We start from the raw sequence: 21,492 nt of genomic DNA on the forward strand, positions 1-21,492 counted from the left end.
TTGCACAGTAGGACTGGATAGTTAGTAATAACAACCCCTTAGTATGTCTGCATGACGCGCACGTACGACGACGGCTGCGGGATCGCCCACGCGCTCGACCTCGTCGGGGAACGCTGGGCCCTGCTGGTCGTCCGGGAGCTGCTCCTCGGGCCCAAGCGCTTCACCGACCTGCGCGCGGGCCTGCCGGGGGTCAGCGCGAACATCCTGAGCCAGCGGCTGCGGGAGCTCGAGGCCGGCGGGATCGTCGCACGCACCACGCTGCCACCTCCCGCCGGCGTGGCCGTGTACGCGCTGAGGCCCCGCGGGGCCGAGCTCGAACCCGTGGTCCTCGCCCTCGGGTCCTGGGGCATCCGCTCCCCCACCCTGCCCCGCGACGCCCACCTCGGCGTGGACTCGGTGATCCTGTCGCTGGCGGCACAGCTCACCCACACCGAGCCGCCCGCCACCTACGAGCTGCGACTCGGCGCCTACCAGTTCGCGGTCCGGCTGCACGACGGGAGCGTCGACGTCTCGCGCGGCTCCGCCGAGCGGCCGGAGGCCGTCATCACGACCACACCCCGGCAGCTCGACGCGATCGTGTCCGGCGACCGCACGCTGAGCGACGTGGTCGCGACCGGCGAGGCGAGCGTCGACGGCGACGAGGATGCGGCGAACCGCTTCGCCACGTACTTCGCGCCGGTCTAGCGCCGCTCGCGGTACACGTACCGCTCGGCCGGCTGGAAACCGAGCGCCGTGTAGAGCGCTCCGGCGGCAGTGTTCTCGGCCTCGACCTGCAGGAACGCCCGGCCTGCACCCCGCTGCGCACCCTCGTCCAGCGCGCGCTGGGTCAGGAACCGCCCGAGTCCGCGGCGACGGGCGCCGTGCGCCACCACGAGGCAGGACAGCGCGACCCAGTCCTCGGCGAACGCCGCACGGATCACGCCCACGAGTCCCGTCGCGTCCGTCGCCGTGAGATAGATGGCAGGTGCCCCGCCGAGCACGGTGCGGGCCAGTCGCAGGCTCGTGTCGTCAGTCTCCGCCGCGGCGCCGGTGGCATGCAGTCGAGCCTTGGAACCGGACCACGCCGCGAGCCACTCGTCGCTCGGCTTGTCGGCGACCGACACCCGCACCGGGCCGGCGGCCGTGCGGACGGCACCGTGGCGAGGCTCGAACCCGTCGAGCTCGCGCACCAGCACGTCGGCCCGGGACATCACCTCGTAGTCGCGCAGCGCGAGCAGGTCGTCCAGGCCTCGAGGTGCCGCCCGGCAGACGCGCACGATCGAGGGCTGCCCCTCCTGCGCGTAGAGCTTCTCCACCCGGTCGAGCGTCTCCGTGACGTCGGGCGGGGTGCCGAGCGGCAAGACGCTGTTGGCGCGGCGAGTCAGCCCGCCCGACAACCCCACCCTCCAGCCGTCCACGTCGACCACCCGGGCCGGCGGCCACGTCGCCGACTCGACCAGCGCACCGGGGGCGTCCGGCGGGGTCCACGTGTGCACCCGCAGGTGCACCTCGACGTGCCCCCAGTCGCGCTCCGGGACGGCCAGAAAACCGAGCCGCTGGTACAGGCGCTGCGCGGCCTGCATCGAGTCGAGCGTCGACAGCACCACCCGGGTCGCCCCGCGGGCGACCGCCTCGCGCAGCGCGGCGGACACCAGCAGCTCCGCGATGCCACGACGCCTGGCCTCGGGCGCGACCGCGAGCATCCGGACCTCGAGCTCCCCCGGCTCCGCGACCTCGGCGTAGGACGTGCCGTAGGGGGCGAGCGTCACGGTGCCGACGACCACCAGGTCGTCGTCGCGGTCGTTCGCGCCGTCACCCTCTCCCGGAGGGACCAGCGCGACGAGGAGCGTCGCCTCCCGTGCCCGCCGTTCGGCGTCCCGCAGCTCGTCGGCGTAGGAGTCGCCTGCGTCGACCAGTCGGTCCGCGAGGTACGCCTCGGCGGTCAGCGCCCCGGCGTCGGCCACCTGCGGACCGGCGGCGACCCGGACCACAGCACCGCTCACGCCAGGCCTCCCGTGCTGTCCCCGACGCCTGACGGCCCCTGCGCCAGCAGCCGTTCGAAGCCCGCCTCGTCCAGGATCGGCAGCCCGAGCTCGCGGGCCTTGGCCTCCTTCGATCCCGCGTTCTCACCGACCACCACGTAGTCCGTCTTCTTGGAGACGCTGCCCGCCGACTTGCCGCCGCGCGCGAGGATCGCCTCCTTGGCACCGTCGCGGCTGAACCGCTCCAGCCCACCCGTGACCACGACGGTCAGCCCCTCGAGCGTGCGCGGCGCCGAGGAGTCCCGCTCCTCCTGCATCCGCACGCCCGCGGCGGCCCACTTCTCGACGATCGCCGCGTGCCACTTGTCGTCCTCACCGGGCTGCTCGAACCACGACACGACGGCCGCCGCGATCGTCGGCCCGACGCCCTCGGCCGCGGCGATCTCCTCCTCGGAGGCGGTCGCGATCGCCGGCACCGACGCGAAGTGCTGCGCGAGCGCCCGCGCGGCGGTCGGTCCGACGTGCCGGATGGACAGCGCCACGATCACCCGCCACAGCGCGGCCTGCTTGGCCTTCTCCAGGTTGCCCAGCAGCGCCGCACCCGTCGCGTTGAGGTCGCCCGCCTCGCGGACGGCGCCGGCCACCTTGGACCGGGCCGACAGCGTGAACAGCGGCACCTTGCGCAGGGCATCAGCATCGAGCGCGAACAGGTCGCCCTCGTCGGCGACGACCCCCGCGGTCAGCAGCGCGCTGGCGGCCTCCCAGCCGAGCGCCTCGATGTCGAACGCCCCGCGCGACGCGACGTGGAACAGCCGCTCGCGCAGCTGCGACGGGCAGGACCGCTGGTTGGGGCAGCGGATGTCGACGTCGCCCTCCTTCGCGGGCGCAAGCGGCGTGCCGCACGACGGGCACTCCGTCGGCATGACGAACGCGCGCTCGGTCCCGTCCCGCAGGTCCACCACCGGGCCGACGATCTCCGGGATCACGTCACCGGCCTTGCGGAGCACCACGGTGTCGCCGATGAGCACGCCCTTGCGCGCCACCTCGCTCGCGTTGTGCAGGGTCGCCATCTCGACCGTCGACCCCGACACGAACACCGGCTCCATCACGCCGTACGGCGTCACGCGCCCGGTGCGCCCCACGTTGACGCGGATGTCGAGCAGCGTGGTGTTCACCTCTTCGGGCGGGTACTTGTACGCGATCGCCCACCGGGGCGCCCGGCTGGTGGACCCCAGCCTGCGTTGCAGCGCGATCTCGTCGACCTTCATCACGATGCCGTCGATCTCGTGCTCGACGTCGTGCCGGTGCTCGCCGTAGTGCGCGATCATCTCCCGCACCCCGTCGAGCCCGTCGACGATGCGCGTGTGCCCCGAGACCGGCACGCCCCAGCCCGCGAGCAGGTCGTAGACCTGCGACTGCCGCTCGATCCCGGTCCCCTGCCCGGCGCCCCAGACCAGCGCACCGATGCCGTGCGCGTACATCCGCAGGTCCCGCGACGCGGTGACCCGGGGATCCTTCTGCCGCAGCGAGCCGGCCGCGGCGTTGCGCGGGTTGGCGAACGGGCTCTTGCCCGCCTCGACCTGGGCGGCGTTGAGGTCCTTGAAGGCCTCGACGGGCAGGAACACCTCGCCGCGGATCTCGATGCGCTCCGGGTGCGTCGCGGGGTCCCCTCCGAGCACGTCCGGGATCGTCGAGATGGTCCGGACGTTCAGGGTCACGTCCTCGCCGGTGCGCCCGTCCCCTCGCGTCGCCGCCCGGACCAGCCGGCCCTTCTCGTACAGCAGCGCGATGGCCAGCCCGTCGATCTTGAGCTCGCACAGGTAATGGATGGACGCGTCCGACTCGAGGTCCCGGTGCAGCCGACCCGCCCAGGTAGTGATGTCCTCGTCGGAGAACGCGTTGTCCAGCGAGAGCATCCGCTCGACGTGCTGGACCGACGCGAACTCCGTCGAGAACGTGCCGCCCACCCGCTGCGTCGGCGAGTCCGGCGTCCGCAGCCCCGGGTGCTCGTCCTCCAGCGCCTGGAGCTCGCGCAGCCGCTCGTCGTACTCCTTGTCCGACGACACCGGCGCGTCCCGGATGTAGTACGCGAACTGGTCCGCCTCGATCAGGGCGGCGAGCTCGGCCCAGCGATGGCGGGCCGGCGTGGGGATCTCGGTCTCGGCGGACGCGCTCACGGGCGCGGGTGCTTCGTCGCTCACCCGCACATCCTCTCGCGCACCGCCCACACCCGCGCCGTCCACGCCGCCGGGCCCTCGACGAGCTCAGGCGGTGGGCGAGGGCGATCGCCGGCGTTGGAGCCACGGCCCGACCACCAGCACCCCGCACACCAGGACGCCACCGACGGCGAGCACCGCCCCGGTGGCGAACAGCGGGACCGACGCGGCAGCCACGACGACCTCCGTCGGCTCGCCGTCGACGTCCCACGTGCAGATGGCCTTCGGCGGGACGACGGTGTAGCGCACGGTGGCGGAGTCGGTCCCGGCGGCGTAGGCCTCGACGCACGGGTCGGGGTCGTCCTTCGTGGCGGTCAGGGTGGTCACGCCGATGCCGGTGTAGCAGATGACCAGCAGCACCATCCCGACGATCGCCGCCCCGGACCCGACGAGCAGCGCCAGCGCGCGCCTCACGCTCGGCTGTGCAGCCACCGTCATGCCTCCGCTCGTTCGGCCACGATCCGCGCGGCCCGGACCAGTCCGGCCAGCACCGCCCGGGCGTCGTCCGGGCTGCCCGTGCCGGTGATGTCGCCCGCGAGGAGCACGACGTCGCGCAGTCCCGCCATCGGCAGCCCCACGGACCGCCACGGCCGGGTGAGCGTATCGGCCTGGCCGGCCACGTCGGGACCGGCGCACTGCGAGGAGGCCTGCGGCGCCAGCTCGGGCCAGAACGCGAGCCCGCCCTCGACCACCTCGGCGACCTTCTCCCAGCTGCGCTCGTCGAGCGCCGGGACGGCGAGCGCGAACCCGTCGACGGCGGCCGCGCGGATCGCCCCGAGGGAGGTCCACGCGGTGCCGCCGTGCACGATCACGCGGGCATCCTCCTGGGCGCGCGCCACCTCGCCGATCCGCTCGGCCGCCACGGGACCGGGGACCGAGCGCAGCGCGGAGTAGCCGGAGAACGACGGCAGCACCCCGGCCATGACCTGCGCGAGCAGGGGCTCGTGGAGCAGCACGGTCGGCTCCGCGCCGGGTACCGAGCGGCGGATCGCGGCGAGGTGCTCGGCCAGGCCGGCGGCCAGGGACGCGGCGAGCTCACGGACGGCGCCGGCATCGGACACCACCCGGTCCCCGCGGGCGAGGTAGAGGGACGCGGCGAGCGTCATCGGACCCAGCACCGGAACGACGAGCGGTCCGGCCCATCCGTGCCCGGCGACCGCGAGCGCGTCGACGTCCTCGCGCAGGTAGGCCTGCGCGAGGGCCAGGTCACGGCTGGGCCGGTCGGCGAGCTTCCAGCCGTGCGGCCCGAGCTCGGTGGGCAGCTCCGCGAGCAGCGCGGCAGCGCGGCCGACCCGGTCGCCCCACGGTCCACGCTCGGCGAGGGTCACGGTGAACGGGAGGCCGAGGATCTCGGACGGGGTGTCGACGAGGTCGCCCACGACGACGGTCTGCGCCTCCAGCACGTCCAGGCCCGGCCACGGCCCGGTGCCCGTGACGCCCGGCCGTCCGCCGCTCACCTGACGAGACCCGAGGTGGCGCCCGGTGAGCGGAGGGCGGCGGTCACGGTGGCCTGGCCGAGCACGCGGGTGTCGTCGTACAGCACGGCCGACTGCCCCGGGGCGACGCCGCGGAGGGCGCCGGGGATATCGAGCGCGATCTGGACGGCGCCGTCCCGCACGCTGGCCCGGGCCGGCACCGCGTCTCCGTGCGCGCGGACCTGCACCGCGCACGCGAACGTGCCGTCGTCCGCGTCGGCGAACCAGACCGCGCGGTCCGCCTCGACGGCCTGCACCGCCAGCTCGTCGACGGAGCCGACGACCACCCGGTTGTGCACCGGCTCGACGGAGAGCACGTACCGCGGCTTGCCGTCGGGGGCGGGGCGGCCGATCGACAGGCCCTTGCGCTGCCCGACGGTGAACGCGTACGCGCCGTCGTGCTGCCCGAGCACCGCACCGGAGCCGTCGACGATCTCGCCCGGCTGCGACCCGAGCCGCGAGCGCAGGAAGCCCTGGGTGTCCCCGTCGGCGACGAAGCAGATGTCGTAGGAGTCCGGCTTGGCGGACACGGACAGCCCGCGCGCGGCCGCCTCGGCCCGGGTCTCCTCCTTGGAGGCGACGTCCCCCAGCGGGAACATCGAGCGCGCGAGGCGCTCGGGGCCCATCACCGCCAGCACGTAGGACTGGTCCTTGGCCAGGTCCCGCGCGCGGTGCAGCTCGCGGGTGCCGTCGGGACCGGTCTCGATGCGCGCGTAGTGCCCGGTGCAGACGGCGTCGAACCCGAGGGCGACGGCCTTGTCCAGCAGCGTGGCGAACTTGATGTGCTCGTTGCACCGCACGCACGGGTTCGGGGTGCGACCGGCCTCGTACTCGGCGACGAAGTCCGCGACGACGGTCTCCTCGAACCGCTCGGACAGGTCCCACACGTAGTACGGGATGCCCAGAACGTCGGCCGCACGGCGGGCGTCCCCGGCGTCCTCGATCGAGCAGCACCCGCGCGAGCCGGTGCGGAACTGGTCGCGGCTGCGGGACAGGGCCATGTGCACGCCGACGACGTCGTGCCCGGCGTCGACGGCGCGGGCCGCGGCGACCGCGGAGTCGACACCACCGGACAAGGCTGCCAGGACGCGCATCAGGTCACCGTCCCGACGGTCGCGAGACCGGCGGCGCGGGCGCGGTCGACGACGCCCGGCAGGGCCGCGAGCAGCGCGTCGACGTCGGCCGCGGTCGACGGGTGGCCCAGGCTGAACCGCAGCGCCCCGCGCGCGGCCACCTCGTCGACCCCCATCGCGAGCAGCACGTGGCTGGGCCGAGGCACCCCGGCCTGGCAGGCGGACCCGGTCGACGCCTCGATCCCTGCGGAGTCGAGCAGGTAGAGCAGCGAGTCACCCTCGCAGCCGGGGAACGTGAAGTGGGCGTTGGCGGGCAGCCGCCGCGACGGGTCCCGCGGTCCGCGCAGCACCGCCTCGGGGACCAGGGCCTCGACACCTTCGACCAGGGTGTCGCGGAGCGTCCCCACGCGGGCGGCGAACTCCGCGCGGCTCCCGACCGCCTGCTCGACGGCCAGCCCGAACGACGAGAGCAGGGCGGCGTCGAGGGTGCCCGACCGCACGCCACGCTCCTGCCCACCCCCGTGCAGCACGGGAGTCAGGTCGAGGCCGCGTCGCGCCAGGAGCGCACCGGCGCCGCCGGGACCGCCCACCTTGTGCCCGCTCACGGTCATGGCGTCGAGCCCCGACGCAGCGAAGTCGACCGGCACCTGGCCGACGGCCTGCACCGCGTCCGCGTGCACGGGCACGCCGTACCGGCGCGCGAGCGCGACCACGTCGTCGAGCGGCTGGATCGTGCCGACCTCGTTGTTCGCCCACATCACGGAGACCAGCGCAACCTGGTCGCCGCTGCGCTCCAGCTCCTCGCGCAGCGCGTCGACGTCGACCATCCCGTCGCCGTCGACCGGCAGGAGCACGAGCTCGGCCCCGGCGTGCTCGGCCATCCAGAACGCGGGGTCCAGCACGGCGTGGTGCTCCACCGCGGACACCAGCAACCGCCGACGCCGGCCGTCCTGGTTCCGTCGGGACCAGAACATCCCCTTGATCGCGAGGTTGTCCGCCTCCGTGCCGCCCGAGGTCCAGACCACCTCGCTCGGCCGCGCACCGAGCGCCGCGGCGAGCCGCTCCCGGGCCTCCTCGACCACCCGACGGGCCGCACGACCGGACCCGTGCAGGGAGGAGGGGTTGCCGGTGCGCACGAGCTGCTCAGCGAGCACCCGCGCGGCCTCCGGGAGCATGGGCGTGGTCGCCGCATGGTCGAGATACACGCTCATCGGCTCCAGTCTACGAAGGGACGGGTATCTCTCCGACCGCAGCCCGCCCCGACAGTCCGTGGGACCACCCACCGGGCACACCGCGCGACCTGGCAGGATGTGCGGCGTGAGTGCCGACGACGTCATTGCCCTCCCGCGCGCCTTCAGCGGCCAGCGGCTGGACTGGCGCGATCTCCCCCGGCACGTGCGGACGCGGATCGCCGAGCTGGCGGGCGCTCAGGTCACGGCAGAGATCAGCGCCACCAGCGGGTTCAGCCCCGGGTTCGCCGCCGTGCTCGAGCTCGCGGACGGCCGCGGCGTGTTCGTGAAGGCCGTCTCGGGCGAGCAGAACCCCGTCTCCCCCGACCTCGCCCGCGCCGAGATCCGGGTGTCCCGCGCGCTGCCCCCGCAGGTCCCCGCACCGAACCTCCTGTGGTCCTCCGACGACGGCGACTGGGTGATCCTCGGGTTCGACGTGGTGCACGGCCGCTCCCCCGAGCTGCCCTGGAAGCCCGAGGACCTGCGCGCCGTGGCCGACGCCGTGGGAGCGCTCGCAGACGCCGAGCCGCTGCCCGGGCACACCCTGCCGCGCACCGACGACCAGCTGGCCGAGGACTTCACCGGCTGGCGCAAGCTGCACGCGCTCGACGACGAGACCAAGCGCGAGTACGCGGACCTCGCCGGTGACATCGGCCGCTGGGCGCTGGCCAACGTGGAGCAGCTGGTCCGCTGGGAGCAGGAGTCGCTGCGCGTGTGCGCCGGCGACTCCCTCGTGCACGGTGACCTGCGCGCCGACAACGTCATGATCGACCCCGACCACCAGCACCAGGTCTGGATCATCGACTGGCCGCACGCGAGCGTCGGTGCTCCCTGGCTCGACCTGGCGTTCATGCTGCCCAGCGTGGCGCTGCAGGGTGGCGGCGACCCGGCGACCAACTTCCGGAACCACCCCGTCTCGGACGGGGTGCACGACGACGACCTGCGGGCCGGCCTGGCCGGGCTGTCCGGGTACTTCGCGTGGAGCTCGCGCCAGCCCGCACCCCTCGGCATCCCGAACCTGCGACGGTTCCAGGCCGCACAGGGTGTGGCGACGGTCCGCTGGCTGCGCGAGCTGTCCTGACGAGGTCGGCGGGCGTCAGCCGAGGACAGCCGCGCTGTTCCCCCAGCCGATGAGCGTGTGCCCCTCGGATGCCACGCCGAGCAGGGTTCCGGGCAGGTCGACGCGCCAGTCCTCGCTGCCGTCCTCGAACCGGTACGCGACGAGCTCCCCGACACCCGGCCAGTCGTTCAGAGCCGTGGCGGCGCCCGGCTCCTCGGGCCGCTGCTGGCCGCTCAGGACGTGGTGCCCGTCGGTCACGAGGTCGCCCATCGTGCGTCCCTCGAGAACGGGGGCCTGCCAGAGCTCCGCACCGGTGGAGCCGTCGATCGCCACCACCCCGTCCGGGGTGCTCAGGTACACCCGCCCTCGCGCCACGACCGCCGCGCCCGACACACCGTGCCCGACGTCCCACAGTTCGCGTCCGATGGAGCGGTCGTACGCGCGGGTCCTCGAGCCGACCGTGAGCACGAGGTCGGAGAGGCTGCCGTCGTCGGCCGAGACGCGCACCAGCCGTCCCGGGAGCACGAGCTCCGGACCACTGCCGCTGATCGTCGTCGTCTCACGACCCTCGTCGTCCTGCCCGAACGCGGCCACGATGCCGAGGCGCGAGTCCGCCGTGTAGCCGTTGCTCGCCTGCATCACGGTGCGTGCCGGCCCGCCATCGAGCACGGTGATCCGGCGACCGGCCGTCACGACAGCGAGCCCGTCCGCCGTCCGGATCAGCTCCGTGGACCGATCGAGGAAGCCACCGTCGTCGGGTTCGTCGCCGGCGGACGGCACGACCGACTGCCACTGCTGCCGGTCGGTCAGCAGGTCGGTCGCGGTCACGACGAGCGCGCCGTCGGAGCGGGGGACCCCGACTGCGACGGCACCCGGGAGCACGGTGAACGCCACTGCCCCGGGCACCTCCCGCTCGGCCACGACGGAGCCGTCCGCGACGTCCGCGACCACGAGCCGGCTCAGCGCGGACGGGACGAGCACGGTCTCCGTCTGCCGGAAACCGAGGTAGGCGTCCGTGACCAGGCACACGACCCGTCGGGCCTCCCCCGGCTCGAGGACACATCCACCCACGTGGTCGAACCCCTCGTCCGTGCGCTCGACGACGTGCGCGTCGGCCAGGGGCGTGGTCCAGCGGCGCTCGCCGGTCAGCTCCTCGACCGCGACGAGCGCCTGCGACCCGTCGCTCTCGCGCCGCAGGCCGACCAGGATGCTGCCGGTCAGCTCCGCCCAGGGCACCCACTCGGTCCTGGCGTCCAGCGTCCAGCGGATCCGCAGGTCCTCGTCGACGGGTCGGACGACGCCGGGCACCTGGGCGAGCGCCGCGACGGCAGCGCGGTCGCGCAGCTCCACGACGGCCTGCGCGCCGACGAGTGCGACGGTCACGGCGAGCACCGGGACGAGCAGCCACCGTCGCGACCTGCGCCGCTGAGCCGGCTCAGGCTCGCCGGGTCCGCCGGGTCCGCCGGGTCCGCCGGGTTCGCCGAGGCGCCGGGGCAGGTCGTCGCGCTCGACGAGCTCGACCGGCTCCATCCCCACGCGACGCCCCATGGCCGGATTATCCGCCCGCGAGCCCGCGCACCCCAGAGCCTGCGCCGCCGATCAGCCCTTCAGGCGGCGGATCTCCGCGGCGGCCTGCGGCACGACGGTGAACAGGTCGCCGACGACGCCGAAGTCCGCGATCTCGAAGATCGGGGCGTCGGGGTCGGAGTTGATCGCGACGATCGTGCCGGAGGCCTGCATGCCGCCACGGTGGTGCACGGCACCGGACACACCGACGCCGACGTACAGCCGCGGCGCGATGGTGACGCCCGTCTGGCCGATCTGCGCGTCGTGCCCGATCCAGCCCTCGTCGGTGGCCACACGCGTGGCGCCCACGGCCGCGCCGAGCACGTCGGCCAGCTCCTCGACCACCGAGAAGTCCCCCTCGGTGCCACGACCGCCGGCGACGACGACGCTCGCGCTCCCGAGGTCGGGCCGACCGCTCGCGGGCCGCTCCGTGCGCTCGACCAGCGTGACGCGTCGCGCCTTGTCGCTCACGGCGACGACGTGCTCGCCGATCTGTGCCTGCGGAGCTCCCTCGACCACCGACGGCTGCACCGAGTTCGGCTTGAGCGCGACGATCGCCAGCGGGGCCGTGACCGCGCAGGTGGTGTTCCAGGTGCCGGCGAACACGGTCTTCGCCGCGACATACCTGCCGTCGACGAGGGCGAGGCCGTCCGCGTCGGTGACGACGCCGGCCCCGGTGCTGATCGCGAGGCGCGCGGCGGCCTCCTTGTTCTCGAACGAGGAGACCACGAGCAGGAGCCCGGCACCGGTGGCGTCCAGCAGCGACGCGAGCGCCTCGGCGAGCACGGCCGACAGGTGCGGGTCCGCGTCGACGACGACGCGGTGGACGTGGGTGGCGCCGAGCGAGGCGAGCTCGGCGACGACCTCGGGCGACGGCTCGACACCGTCGACGGTCCACGCGGCGTGCACACCGGCACCGCCCGACAGCTCGCGACTGAGCGTGAGGAGCTCCCGGACAGGGGCGCGGACGGCTCCGTCCACGGTGTGGTCGACGAGCACGAGCACGGGTGCGGTCACAGCGGCGATCCTTCGGTTCGGGACGTCAGACGAGCTGGTTGTCGACGAGGTACGCGGCGAGGCGGACCCCGGCGTCGCCCGTGTCCTGCACGAGCACGCGGTTCTCGCGAGGCGGTCGGGCGGCGGCCTCGAGCACCTCGGTGCGGGCCCCGAGCAGCCCGACGCGCGAGGCGTCGACCTCCAGGTCCGCCAGCGTCAGGGTGGCGACGGGCTTCTTGCGAGCCGCCATGATGCCCTTGAAGTTGGGGTAGCGCGGCTCGTTCGCCTGGTCCGTCACGGACACCAGGGCCGGCAGCGTGGCCTCGAGCACCTCCGAGGCGTGGTCGAGGTTGCGACGCACCCGCACCGTGGACCCGTCGACCGTCAGCTCGGCGGCGAGCGGCAGCGCCGGCAGGTCCAGCAGCTCCGCCAGCGCGGTCGGCAGCAGCGACGTCAGACCGTCCAGTCCGGCCATGCCCAGGACGACCAGGTCGACGTGCTCCTGGGCGTCCAGGTGGCGGATCGCGGCGGCGAGCACCCGGGCCGTTCCGACGACGTCCGAGCCGGCGACCGCGTCGTCGACCACGTGGACCGCGTCCTCGGCACCCATCTGGAGGCCGCGGCGGACCGCGTCCACGGCGTCGTCGGGGCCCACGGTCAGGGCCACCACCGACCCCCCAGCAGCCTCCACGAGTGCCAGCGCCGCCTCGAGGGCGTTCTCGTCCAGCTCGTTCAGGGTGCCGTCCCCGCCGTCGCGAACCACGCGACCGTCGGGGCCCAGAGCCCGCTCGGACTGGATGTCAGGGACATGCTTCACGCAGACGACGATCCTCACCCGCGGAACGTTACCTCCCGCCCCGGACCGCACGAGTACCTGGTCCAGGGGCGGAGACGACTGACACGTGTGGGCTTCGTTCCCCCACAATGTCCCGGTGACCCCGCCTTCCCCCCACCGGCGCACGCCACGCCTCGGAGTGCACGTCACCGACGCGGGCGTGGACGTCGCCGTCTACGCCTCGCACGCCACGGGCGTCGAGCTCTGCCTGTTCGACGGGACGGACCAGCCCAGCGAGACCCGGATTCCCCTCGCGGCCGGCGGGCACGGGGTCTTCAGCGCCTCCGTCGCCGGTGTCAGGGCGGGCCAACGGTACGGGTTCCGCGCGCACGGACCGTGGGAGCCCGCGGCCGGTCACCGGTACAACCCCGCCAAGCTGCTGGTCGACCCCTACGCCCGCGGGCTCGACGGCGACGTCGCGCACACGCCCGAGACGTACGGCCACCTCGTCGGCCCCGACCTGGCGGGCGACCCGTACGGCCCCGCAGACCCTCGCGACTCCGCGGGTCACGTCCCGTACTCGGTCGTCGTGGACACCCGCGACCTGCCGGGGCCGGACCCGACCACCAACCGCCCGTGGACGCCGTGGTCCCGCACGGTCGTCTACGAGGCCCACGTCCGCGGCCTGACCGCCCTGAACGACCGGATGCCGAAGACGCTGCGCGGCACCTACGCGGGCCTGGCGCACCCCGCCGTGGTCGACCACCTGCTGGGGCTGGGCGTCACCGCGGTCGAGCTGCTCCCGGTGCACGCGTTCTCGTCAGAGCCGCACCTCGTCGAGAAGGGCCTCACCAACTACTGGGGCTACAGCACGCTCGGCTTCTTCGCCCCCCACGCGGCCTTCGCGACCGCCGCCGCGCGGGCGGCGGGCCCGGCAGCGGTTCTCGCCGAGCTGCGCGGCGCGGTCCACGCGCTGCACGAGGCCGGCCTCGAGGTGCTGCTCGACGTCGTCTACAACCACACCTGCGAAGGTGGGCTGCCCGGCCAGCACCTGTCCTGGCGCGGCCTCGACAACGCCACGTACTACGCGCACGACGGCGGTGCGCCCGCCGCGCTCGCGGACGTCACCGGCACGGGGAACACGCTCGACTTCCGCCGGGCCGAGGTGGTCCGGATGACGCTCGACTCGCTGCGGTACTGGGCGGACGTCGTGGGTGTCGACGGGTTCCGCTTCGACCTGGCCGTGACGCTCGGCCGCGACCCGGGCGGATTCTCGCCCGACCACCCGGCGCTCGTCGCGATGGCGCTCGACCCGTCGCTGCACGGGCTCAAGCTCGTCGCGGAACCGTGGGACGTCGGCCCCGGCGGATGGCGCACCGGGCAGTTCCCTGTGCCGTTCGGCGAGTGGAACGACCGCTTCCGCAACGCGTCCCGCTCGTTCTGGCTCGCCGACCCCGGCCGCGCCGCGCACGGTCTGCCCGGCCACCGCGTCCGCGACCTTGCCACCCGGCTGGCGGGGTCCGTCGACCTCTTCGGGCACAGCGACCCGCCGCTGGTCCGGGGCCCGGGCGCGTCGGTCAACTACGTCACCGCGCACGACGGCTTCACGCTGGCCGACCTGGTCGCCTACGACCACAAGCACAACGCGGCCAACGGCGAGCAGAACCGCGACGGGAGCGACGACAACCGGTCGTGGAACCACGGGATCGAGGGCCACGTCGGGCCGGACTCCCCCGCGGTCGACATCGTGCCCCTGCGACGGCGCTCTATCCGCAACCTGTTCGCCACCCTGGTGCTCGCCGCGGGCACGCCGATGATCACGGCCGGCGACGAGATGGGCCGCACCCAGCAGGGCAACAACAACGCGTACTGCCAGGACAACGAGATCTCCTGGGTCCGGTGGGACGTGACGTCGTGGCGCGCGGACCTGCTCGCGACCGCCCGCTGGCTCCTGCTGCTGCGTCGGGAGCACCCCGCGCTGCGCTCGGAGCGGTTCTACACCGGTCGCCCGTCCGTGCCGGGCAGACGGCCGGACCTCGCCTGGTTCGACGCGCTCGGCGTCGCGTTCGACCACGACCGGTGGCACGACCCGTCGATCCGCACGATCCAGATGGTGCGGACGGCGCCGCTGCCCGAGCAGGACGCCGTGCTGCTGGTCATCAACGGGTCTCTCGACGCGGTGCACCTGATCCTCGCCGACGACCACGGCGGCCGGTGGCGCCTCGCGTGGGACTCGGTCTGGGAGAACCCGGCCGAGGAGCGGGCCGCCGCGATCGAGGGCAGCCTGCACGCCGAGCCGGGTGAGGCGACGGTCGTCGAGGCGCTGAGCATGCGGGTCTACGTGCTCGACTGACCTGGCCGCACGGATCGTAGAGTTGCGGACCATGACGCACTCCGATGTCGTGGTCGTCGGCGCGGGCCTCGCCGGGCTCGTCGCCACCGCCGAGCTGGTCGCCGCCGGTCGCCGGGTCACCCTGCTCGACGCGGAGCCCGCGGCGAGCCTGGGCGGTCAGGCCTTCTGGTCGTTCGGCGGGCTGTTCCTCGTCGACTCCCCCGAGCAACGCCGCCTCGGGGTCAAGGACTCCGCGGAGCTGGCGCTCGCCGACTGGTTCGGGTCCGCCGACTTCGCGGACGACGGCTCCGACCGCTGGGGGCGCGCGTGGGCGGAGGGTTTCGTCGAGTTCGCCGCCGGGGACCTGCGCTCGTGGCTGTACGCCCAGGGGGTGCGCTGGTTCCCGCTGGTGCAGTGGGCGGAGCGCGGCGGCTACCTGGCCGACGGCCACGGCAACTCCGTGCCCCGGTTCCACGTCACGTGGGGGACGGGGCCCGGCATCCTCGAACCGTTCGTCCGCGCCCTGCTCGACGCCCGGCGCGGGGGCCTGGTCGACGTGCGGTTCCGGCACCGCGTGACCGGCCTGGTGACCACCGACGGGCGCGTGACCGGCGTCCGGGGTGACGTCCTCGCGGCGGACCGGTCGGCACGAGCCGTGCCCAGCTCGCGCGAGGTGGTCGCACCGTTCGAGCTGTCCGCGAGCGCCGTCGTCATCGCGACCGGCGGGATCGGCGCCAACCACGACCTGGTCCGCTCGACGTGGCCGGCCTCCGCGGGCCTGCTCCCCGCCCGCATGCTCTCCGGCGTGCCCGACCACGTCGACGGGTCCGGCATCGTCGTCGCGAAGGAGTCGGGCGCCGCGGTGGTCCACGAGGACCGGATGTGGCACTACCCCGAGGGCATCACCAACCACTCGCCGGTCTGGTCGCGGCACGGCATCCGGATCCTGGCCGGACCGAGCAGCCTGTGGCTGGACGCCGACGGGCACCGCCTGCCGCCCCCGCTCTTCCCCGGCTTCGACTCCCTCGGCTCGCTGCGGCACATCACCGAGCGTGGCGACGACCACTCGTGGTTCGTGCTCGACAAGACGATCCTCGGGTCGGAGTTCGCGCTGTCCGGCTCGGAGCAGAACCCGGACCTGACCGGCAAGGACATGTTGCTGCTGCTGGAGCGCGTGAAGCCCGGCGCGGTCGGGCCGGTCGAGGCGTTCGCGGAGAAGTCCGACGAGTTCCTCTGGGCCGACACGCCGGCGGAGCTGGCCGCCAAGATGAACGCGCTCTCCGGGTCGGAGCGGATCGACGCCGACGCCCTGGAGCGCACGATCGTGGCGCGCGACCGGCAGGTGGAGACCGGTCTGGGCAAGGACCCGCAGGTCGTCGCGACGGCGATGGCGCGGCGTTACGTCGTCGACAAGCTCATCCGCGTGGCCAAGCCGCACCGGCTCCTCGACCCGGAGCACGGTCCCCTGCTCGCCGTCCGCCTCTCCGTGCTCACCCGCAAGACGCTCGGCGGCCTGCACACCGACCTCGAGGGCCGCGTGCTGCGACCCGACGGCGAGGTGCTGCCAGGCCTGTGGGCCGCCGGCGAGGCCTCCGGGTTCGGCGGCGGCGGCGTGCACGGCCACCGCGCGCTCGAGGGCACGTTCCTGGGCGGCTGCCTGTTCACGGGCCGGGTCGTGGGGCGCGCGCTGGGCGCGTGACGGGAGTGACAGCGTCGCGGACGGCGCTCCGGGATGCTCCCTGCCTGGACCTACGGATAGGTTCGGGAGCGTGACGCTTCACCCCGTGCCCCTCGGCACCTCTGTCGGACGTATCCCCGTCGTCGATGTCTCCCCCGTCGCTGAGGCGGGACGGTTCCCCGCCAAGGCCGTGGTCGGTGAGGCGGTTCCTGTCCAGGCGACCGTGTTCCGCGAAGGGCACGATGCGGTGGCCGCCACGGTCGTGCTGACGGACCCCACCGGCGTCGACCGGGCGAGTGACCGGATGGTCGACATCGCCCCCGGGCTGGACCGGTTCGAGGGCCGCGTGGTGCCGACCAGCACCGGCGACTGGACGTTCCGCGTCGAGGGCTGGTCGGACCCGTACGGCACCTGGGTGCACGACGCCACGATCAAGGTCGAGGCCGGGATCGACGTGGAGCTGATGCTCGCCGAGGGTGCCCTGCTGCTCGAGCGGGCGGCGGCGCGCACGGGTGCCGACGCGATGCCGCGCGACGCGGCCCGGGTCCTGGTGGACGCGGTCATGGGCCTGCGCGACGTCCGCGACAGCCCGCACGCGCGACTGTCGGCCGGGCTCTCGGGGAAGGTGCACGCCGCCCTGTCGGCCCACCCGCTGCGCGACTGCGTGACCCGCTCACCGTCCTACCCGTTGACCGTCGACCGTCCGCTCGCGCTCGCGGGCTCCTGGTACGAGCTGTTCCCGCGCTCGCAGGGCGCGCAGTACGACCCGGCCGCCGGGAAGTGGAAGTCGGGGACGCTGCGGACCGCCGCCCTCGACCTGCCCCGGATCGCCGGCATGGGGTTCGACGTCGTCTACCTGACGCCTGTGCACCCGATCGGCGAGACCTACCGCAAGGGCCCCAACAACTCGCTCTTCGCGGGTCTCGGCGACCCGGGCTCCCCGTACGCCATCGGCTCCCCCGCGGGTGGGCACGACGCCATCGAGCCGACCCTGGGCACGTTCGAGGACTTCGACGACTTCGTCACGACCGCGCGGGACCTGGGGATGGAGGTGGCGCTCGACATCGCGCTGCAGTGCTCCCCCGACCATCCGTGGGTCACCGAGCACCCCGAGTGGTTCACCACGCGGGCCGACGGCACGATCGCGTACGCGGAGAACCCTCCGAAGAAGTACCAGGACATCTACCCACTGAATTTCGACAACGACCCCGAGGGCATCTACACCGAGATCCGACGGGTCCTGCAGGTGTGGATCGACCACGGGGTGACGTTGTTCCGCGTCGACAACCCCCACACCAAGCCGCTGAACTTCTGGGCGCGGATCCTGGAGTCGGTGCGCGCCGACCACCCCGAGGTCATCTTCCTGTCCGAGGCGTTCACGCGGCCGGCCATGATGGCGACGCTCGCCAAGATCGGGTTCCACCAGTCGTACACGTACTTCACGTGGCGGAACACGAAGGACGAGATCACCGAGTACCTCGAGGAGGTCTCGGGTGAGCAGGGTGCGTGGATGCGGCCCAGCTTCTGGCCGACGACGCACGACATCCTTCCCCCGTACCTGCAGGCCACGGGCGTGCGCGGCTTCGCGGTCAGGGCCGTGCTGGCCGCGCTCGGCGCACCGACGTGGGGCATCTACTCCGGCTACGAGCTGGTCGAGGACGTGCCGCGACCGGGTGTCGACGAGCAGATCGACAACGAGAAGTACGAGTTCAAGCCCCGCGACTGGTCGAAGGCCGACGCCATCGGCATGAACCTCCTGCTCGGTCGGCTCAACGAGCTGCGGCACGCGCACCCGGCCCTGCAGCAGCTGCGCAACCTGCGGGTGCTCCCGACGTCGGACGACGCGCTGGTGGCCTTCGCCAAGCACCTCGACGCCGAGCACTCCCCGACGGGCCGGGCCGACACGATCGTCGTCGTCGTGAACCTCGACCCGTGGAACGCGCGCAGCGGCACCGTCACGCTGGACCTGCACGCGTTCGGGCTGGACCCGGGCCGTCCCGTCGTCGCGCACGACGTGCTGTCCAACGAGATGTACGAGTGGGGCCCGTCGGTGTTCGTCCGGCTCGACCCGATGATCCGGGCGGCGCACGTCGTCAACCTGGTGGCGCCGTGACCGAGACACCCGGGACCGGGCGGCACGCGCGCGAGCCCGCACCGACGACCGCGCAGATCATGCTGCCCGGGCGCCGCCAGCCCACGATGCCGCACCCCGTCGAACCACCGGGAGAGGTGGCGGAGGACCGCGAGTGGTACCGGACCGCGGTCTTCTACGAGGTCATGCTCCGCACGTTCTCCGACTCCGCGGGAGCGGGCAGCGGCGACCTGCGCGGCCTCATCGACCGGCTCGACTACCTGCAGTGGCTCGGCATCGACTGCCTGTGGCTGCCGCCGTTCTACCCGAGCCCCCTGCGCGACGGTGGCTACGACGTCGCCGACTACACCGCGATCGCCGGCCAGTACGGCACCATGGCCGACTTCACCGAGCTCGTCGAGCAGGTGCACTCCCGCGGGATGCGCATCGTCGTCGACCTCGTGATGAACCACACCAGCGACCAGCACCCGTGGTTCCAGGCGTCCCGCTCCGACCCCGAGGGGCCCTACGGGGACTTCTACGTGTGGAGCGACGACAACACGCGGTACCAGGACGCGCGCATCATCTTCGTCGACACCGAGACGTCCAACTGGACCTTCGACCCCGTGCGGCGGCAGTTCTTCTGGCACCGGTTCTTCGGGCACCAGCCGGACCTGAACTTCGAGAACCCGCGCGTGGTCGAGGCCATGATGGACGTCGGCCGGTTCTGGCTGGGCCTCGGCGTGGACGGCTTCCGGCTGGACGCGGTGCCCTACCTGTTCGAGGCCGAGGGCACCAACTGCGAGAACCTCCCGGAGACGCACGCGTTCCTGCGCAAGGTCCGGGCGATGATCGACGAGGAGTTCCCGGGCCGGATCATGCTGGCCGAGGCGAACCAGTGGCCCGAGGACGTCGTGCACTACTTCGGCACCGAGCACGAGCCCGAGTGCCACATGTGCTTCCACTTCCCGGTGATGCCGCGGATCTACTACTCGATCCGGGACCAGAAGGCCACGAGCATCGTGGAGATCCTGGCCGACACCCCGCCCATCCCGGACAACGGCGCCCAGTGGAGCACGTTCCTGCGCAACCACGACGAGCTCACGCTCGAGATGGTCTCCACCGAGGAGCGCGCGTCGATGTACGGGTGGTACGCGCCCGACTCCCGCATGCGCGCGAACGTCGGGATCCGCCGCCGGCTGGCCCCGCTGCTGGACAACTCCCGCAAGGAGATCGAGCTCGCGCACGCCCTGCTGCTGTCCCTGCCGGGCAGCCCGTGCCTGTACTACGGCGACGAGATCGGCATGGGTGACAACATCTGGCTGCCCGACCGCGACGCGGTCCGCACGCCGATGCAGTGGACTCCGGACCGCAACGCCGGCTTCTCCACCGCCGACCCGGGCAAGCTCTACCTGCCGCTGGTCCAGTCGCTGGTGCACCACTTCAGCCACACCAACGTCGAGGCACAGCTGGCGCAGCCCACGTCCTTGCTGCACTGGGTCCGCGGCATGCTGACCGTGCGCCGGCAGCACCCCGCTCTGGGCGCCGGCACCTTCGAGGTGCTGCCCTGCGACAACGACTCGGTGCTGGCGTTCTGCCGGCACACGGCCGGCGAGACCATCCTCGTCGTCGCCAACCTGGCGTCCACGGCGCGCGCGGCGACGCTGACGCTGCGGAACCGGGCGGGCTGGTCGGTGCACGACGTGTTCGGCGGCGCGCCGTTCCCGGCGGTCGGCGCCGACGGGACCGCGTCGTTCACCCTCGGCTCCCGCGACTTCTACTGGCTGGAGCTGACCGCCCCGTGAGCCTGATCGCCCGCACCTCCCCCGACGACGCGCGGCTGCTCGACGTCCTGCGGGACTGGCTGCCGACACGCCGCTGGTTCCCCGCCAAGGGGCAGTCCGTCGAGCTGTCCGCCGTCGGGTCGTTCCCGCTGGCGCCCGACGTGACCGTGCTGCTCGTCCGGGCGCGCGCGGGGTCCATCGACGCCGTCCTGCAGGTGCCTCTCGTGCTGTCGGACGGGGTCCACGACGACGCGATCGGCGTGCTCGACGGACGGGCGGTCCTGGACGGGGCCGGCCGTCCGGAGTTCCTGCACGCGTGGCTCTCGGTCGCGGACGGACCCGGTGCCGACGTCGACGTGTCGTCGGCGCGCGTGGTCTCCGGCGAGCAGTCCAACACCTCCGTGATCCTGCCGGGCGCCCGACCGGGCATCCTCAAGGTGCTGCGCGCCGTCGCGCCGGGTGAGAACCCCGACGTCGACGTCCCGCGCCACCTGGTCTCCGTGGGCTGGAAGTACGTCCCGGCACCGCTCGCATGGCTCCAGGGACAGTGGCCCGGCCCCGACGGTGGGCTCGTCACCGGTTATCTCGGCGTGCTCGCGTCGTTCGTCGACGCTGCCGAGGACGGGTTCGAGCTGGCGTGCGCGTACGCGGCCCGGGGCGAGTCCTTCGCCTCTCTCGCCGCCGACCTCGGCACGGTCACGGCAACGATGCACGACGCCCTCGTGACCGCCTACGGCGTGGAGGTCATCGACCAGGGGCCGCAGGAGGTCGCCCGCGCGGTCGCGGCCCGCTTCTCGTGGGCGCTGTCCGCCGTGCCCGCCCTGGCGCGCTTCTCCGACGGTGTCGCCGCGGTCGTGGAGGAGGTCCGCACCCTGGCGACGGCACCGCCGCGGCAGCGTGTGCACGGCGACCTGCACCTCGGGCAGGTGCTCCGGTCGCACGACACGTGGTTCATCATGGACTTCGAGGGCGAGCCCCTTGCCCCCCTCGAGCAGCGCACGCGTCCCGACCTCGCCCTGCGCGACCTCGCCGGCCTGCTGCGCTCGGTGGACTACGCCGCCGCCGTCGGCGGGCTCACGGGTACCGACGCAGCAGCCTGGACCGCTGACGCCCGCGCCGGGCTGCTGCGCGGGTACGGAGGAGGGGACCAGATCTTGCTGCGCGCCCTCGAGCTGGACAAGACGCTCTACGAGGCCGTGTACGAGTCCCGCAACCGCCCGTCGTGGCTGCCGATCCCGATCGCCGGACTGGAGCGGCTGACGGGCTGACCGGACGG

At 73.4% G+C, this 21,492-nt stretch carries 16 protein-coding genes; 7 read left to right on the plus strand and 9 right to left on the minus strand.

What is annotated here, in order from left to right; genetic code table 11:
• Positions 1-51 precede the first annotated feature (51 nt).
• Complete coding sequence (locus ASG23_RS07610) at positions 52-684, plus strand: winged helix-turn-helix transcriptional regulator (RefSeq protein WP_056022443.1); 633 nt, start codon at positions 52-54, stop codon at positions 682-684.
• Here ASG23_RS07610 and ASG23_RS07615 read toward each other — a convergent pair.
• The 6 genes from ASG23_RS07615 to ASG23_RS07640 all read right to left on the minus strand — a co-directional run bounded on the left by ASG23_RS07615 (position 681) and on the right by ASG23_RS07640 (position 7,936).
• Entirely contained in the window at positions 681-1,982 is a 1,302-nt protein-coding gene (locus ASG23_RS07615; protein ID WP_056022447.1) for a GNAT family N-acetyltransferase, read from the minus strand. The two genes, ASG23_RS07610 and ASG23_RS07615, sit on opposite strands and share 4 nt — an antisense overlap.
• Complete coding sequence (ligA, locus tag ASG23_RS07620) at positions 1,979-4,162, minus strand: NAD-dependent DNA ligase LigA (RefSeq protein WP_082515939.1); 2,184 nt, start codon at positions 4,160-4,162, stop codon at positions 1,979-1,981. The genes ASG23_RS07615 and ligA overlap by 4 nt, the downstream gene beginning before the upstream one ends.
• A 63-nt stretch (positions 4,163-4,225) precedes the next feature.
• On the minus strand, positions 4,226-4,615 hold the full coding sequence (locus tag ASG23_RS07625) for a hypothetical protein (RefSeq protein ID WP_056022449.1): 390 nt from the start codon (positions 4,613-4,615) through the stop codon (positions 4,226-4,228).
• The gene (locus tag ASG23_RS07630) at positions 4,612-5,634 is read right to left on the minus strand and encodes a hypothetical protein (RefSeq protein WP_056022452.1); all 1,023 of its coding nucleotides are present in this window, start codon (positions 5,632-5,634) and stop codon (positions 4,612-4,614) included. The genes ASG23_RS07625 and ASG23_RS07630 overlap by 4 nt, the downstream gene beginning before the upstream one ends.
• Positions 5,631-6,746, minus strand: a complete 1,116-nt coding sequence (gene mnmA / locus ASG23_RS07635; RefSeq protein WP_056022455.1) for a tRNA 2-thiouridine(34) synthase MnmA — start codon at positions 6,744-6,746, stop codon at positions 5,631-5,633. The genes ASG23_RS07630 and mnmA overlap by 4 nt, the downstream gene beginning before the upstream one ends.
• Positions 6,746-7,936, minus strand: coding sequence for a cysteine desulfurase family protein (locus tag ASG23_RS07640; RefSeq protein WP_056022457.1), 1,191 nt, complete (start codon positions 7,934-7,936; stop codon positions 6,746-6,748). Before ASG23_RS07640 ends, mnmA begins: the two co-directional genes overlap by 1 nt.
• Positions 7,937-8,033: 97 nt before the next feature.
• Here ASG23_RS07640 and ASG23_RS07645 point away from each other — a divergent pair, with 97 nt between their 5' ends.
• On the plus strand, positions 8,034-9,035 hold the full coding sequence (locus ASG23_RS07645) for a phosphotransferase family protein (RefSeq protein WP_235520932.1): 1,002 nt from the start codon (positions 8,034-8,036) through the stop codon (positions 9,033-9,035).
• Positions 9,036-9,050: 15 nt separating this feature from the next.
• Here ASG23_RS07645 and ASG23_RS07650 read toward each other — a convergent pair whose 3' ends face one another.
• The 3 genes from ASG23_RS07650 to ASG23_RS07660 are packed head-to-tail and all read right to left on the minus strand — an operon-like array spanning position 9,051 to position 12,411.
• Entirely contained in the window at positions 9,051-10,562 is a 1,512-nt protein-coding gene (locus ASG23_RS07650) for an outer membrane protein assembly factor BamB family protein (RefSeq protein WP_082515941.1), read from the minus strand.
• A 51-nt stretch (positions 10,563-10,613) separates the two neighbouring features.
• Positions 10,614-11,597 carry an electron transfer flavoprotein subunit alpha/FixB family protein gene (locus ASG23_RS07655; protein ID WP_056022464.1) on the minus strand — a complete coding sequence of 328 codons (984 nt, stop codon included), beginning with the start codon at positions 11,595-11,597 and terminating at the stop codon, positions 10,614-10,616.
• A 25-nt stretch (positions 11,598-11,622) separates the two neighbouring features.
• Complete coding sequence (locus tag ASG23_RS07660) at positions 11,623-12,411, minus strand: electron transfer flavoprotein subunit beta/FixA family protein (RefSeq protein WP_056022469.1); 789 nt, start codon at positions 12,409-12,411, stop codon at positions 11,623-11,625.
• Positions 12,412-12,508: 97 nt separating this feature from the next.
• On the opposite strand from ASG23_RS07660, the gene glgX reads away from it, so the two are divergent.
• The 5 genes from glgX to ASG23_RS07685 all read left to right on the plus strand — a co-directional run bounded on the left by glgX (position 12,509) and on the right by ASG23_RS07685 (position 21,484).
• Positions 12,509-14,704: a glycogen debranching protein GlgX gene (glgX, locus tag ASG23_RS07665; RefSeq protein ID WP_056022471.1), complete on the plus strand. Its 2,196-nt coding sequence runs from the start codon at positions 12,509-12,511 to the stop codon at positions 14,702-14,704.
• Between the two features lie 31 nt (positions 14,705-14,735).
• Entirely contained in the window at positions 14,736-16,382 is a 1,647-nt protein-coding gene (locus tag ASG23_RS07670; RefSeq protein WP_056022474.1) for an FAD-binding dehydrogenase, read from the plus strand.
• A 70-nt stretch (positions 16,383-16,452) separates the two neighbouring features.
• Complete coding sequence (locus ASG23_RS07675; protein WP_056022477.1) at positions 16,453-18,474, plus strand: alpha-1,4-glucan--maltose-1-phosphate maltosyltransferase; 2,022 nt, start codon at positions 16,453-16,455, stop codon at positions 18,472-18,474.
• An 86-nt stretch (positions 18,475-18,560) separates the two neighbouring features.
• The gene (treS, locus tag ASG23_RS07680) at positions 18,561-20,237 is read left to right on the plus strand and encodes a maltose alpha-D-glucosyltransferase (RefSeq protein WP_235520950.1); all 1,677 of its coding nucleotides are present in this window, start codon (positions 18,561-18,563) and stop codon (positions 20,235-20,237) included.
• Positions 20,234-21,484, plus strand: a complete 1,251-nt coding sequence (locus ASG23_RS07685; RefSeq protein WP_056022480.1) for a maltokinase N-terminal cap-like domain-containing protein — start codon at positions 20,234-20,236, stop codon at positions 21,482-21,484. Before treS ends, ASG23_RS07685 begins: the two co-directional genes overlap by 4 nt.
• The last annotated feature ends 8 nt before the right edge of the window (positions 21,485-21,492 follow it).

It is taken from the genome of Cellulomonas sp. Leaf395 (assembly GCF_001424125.1).
GTDB lineage: Bacteria > Actinomycetota > Actinomycetes > Actinomycetales > Cellulomonadaceae > Cellulomonas.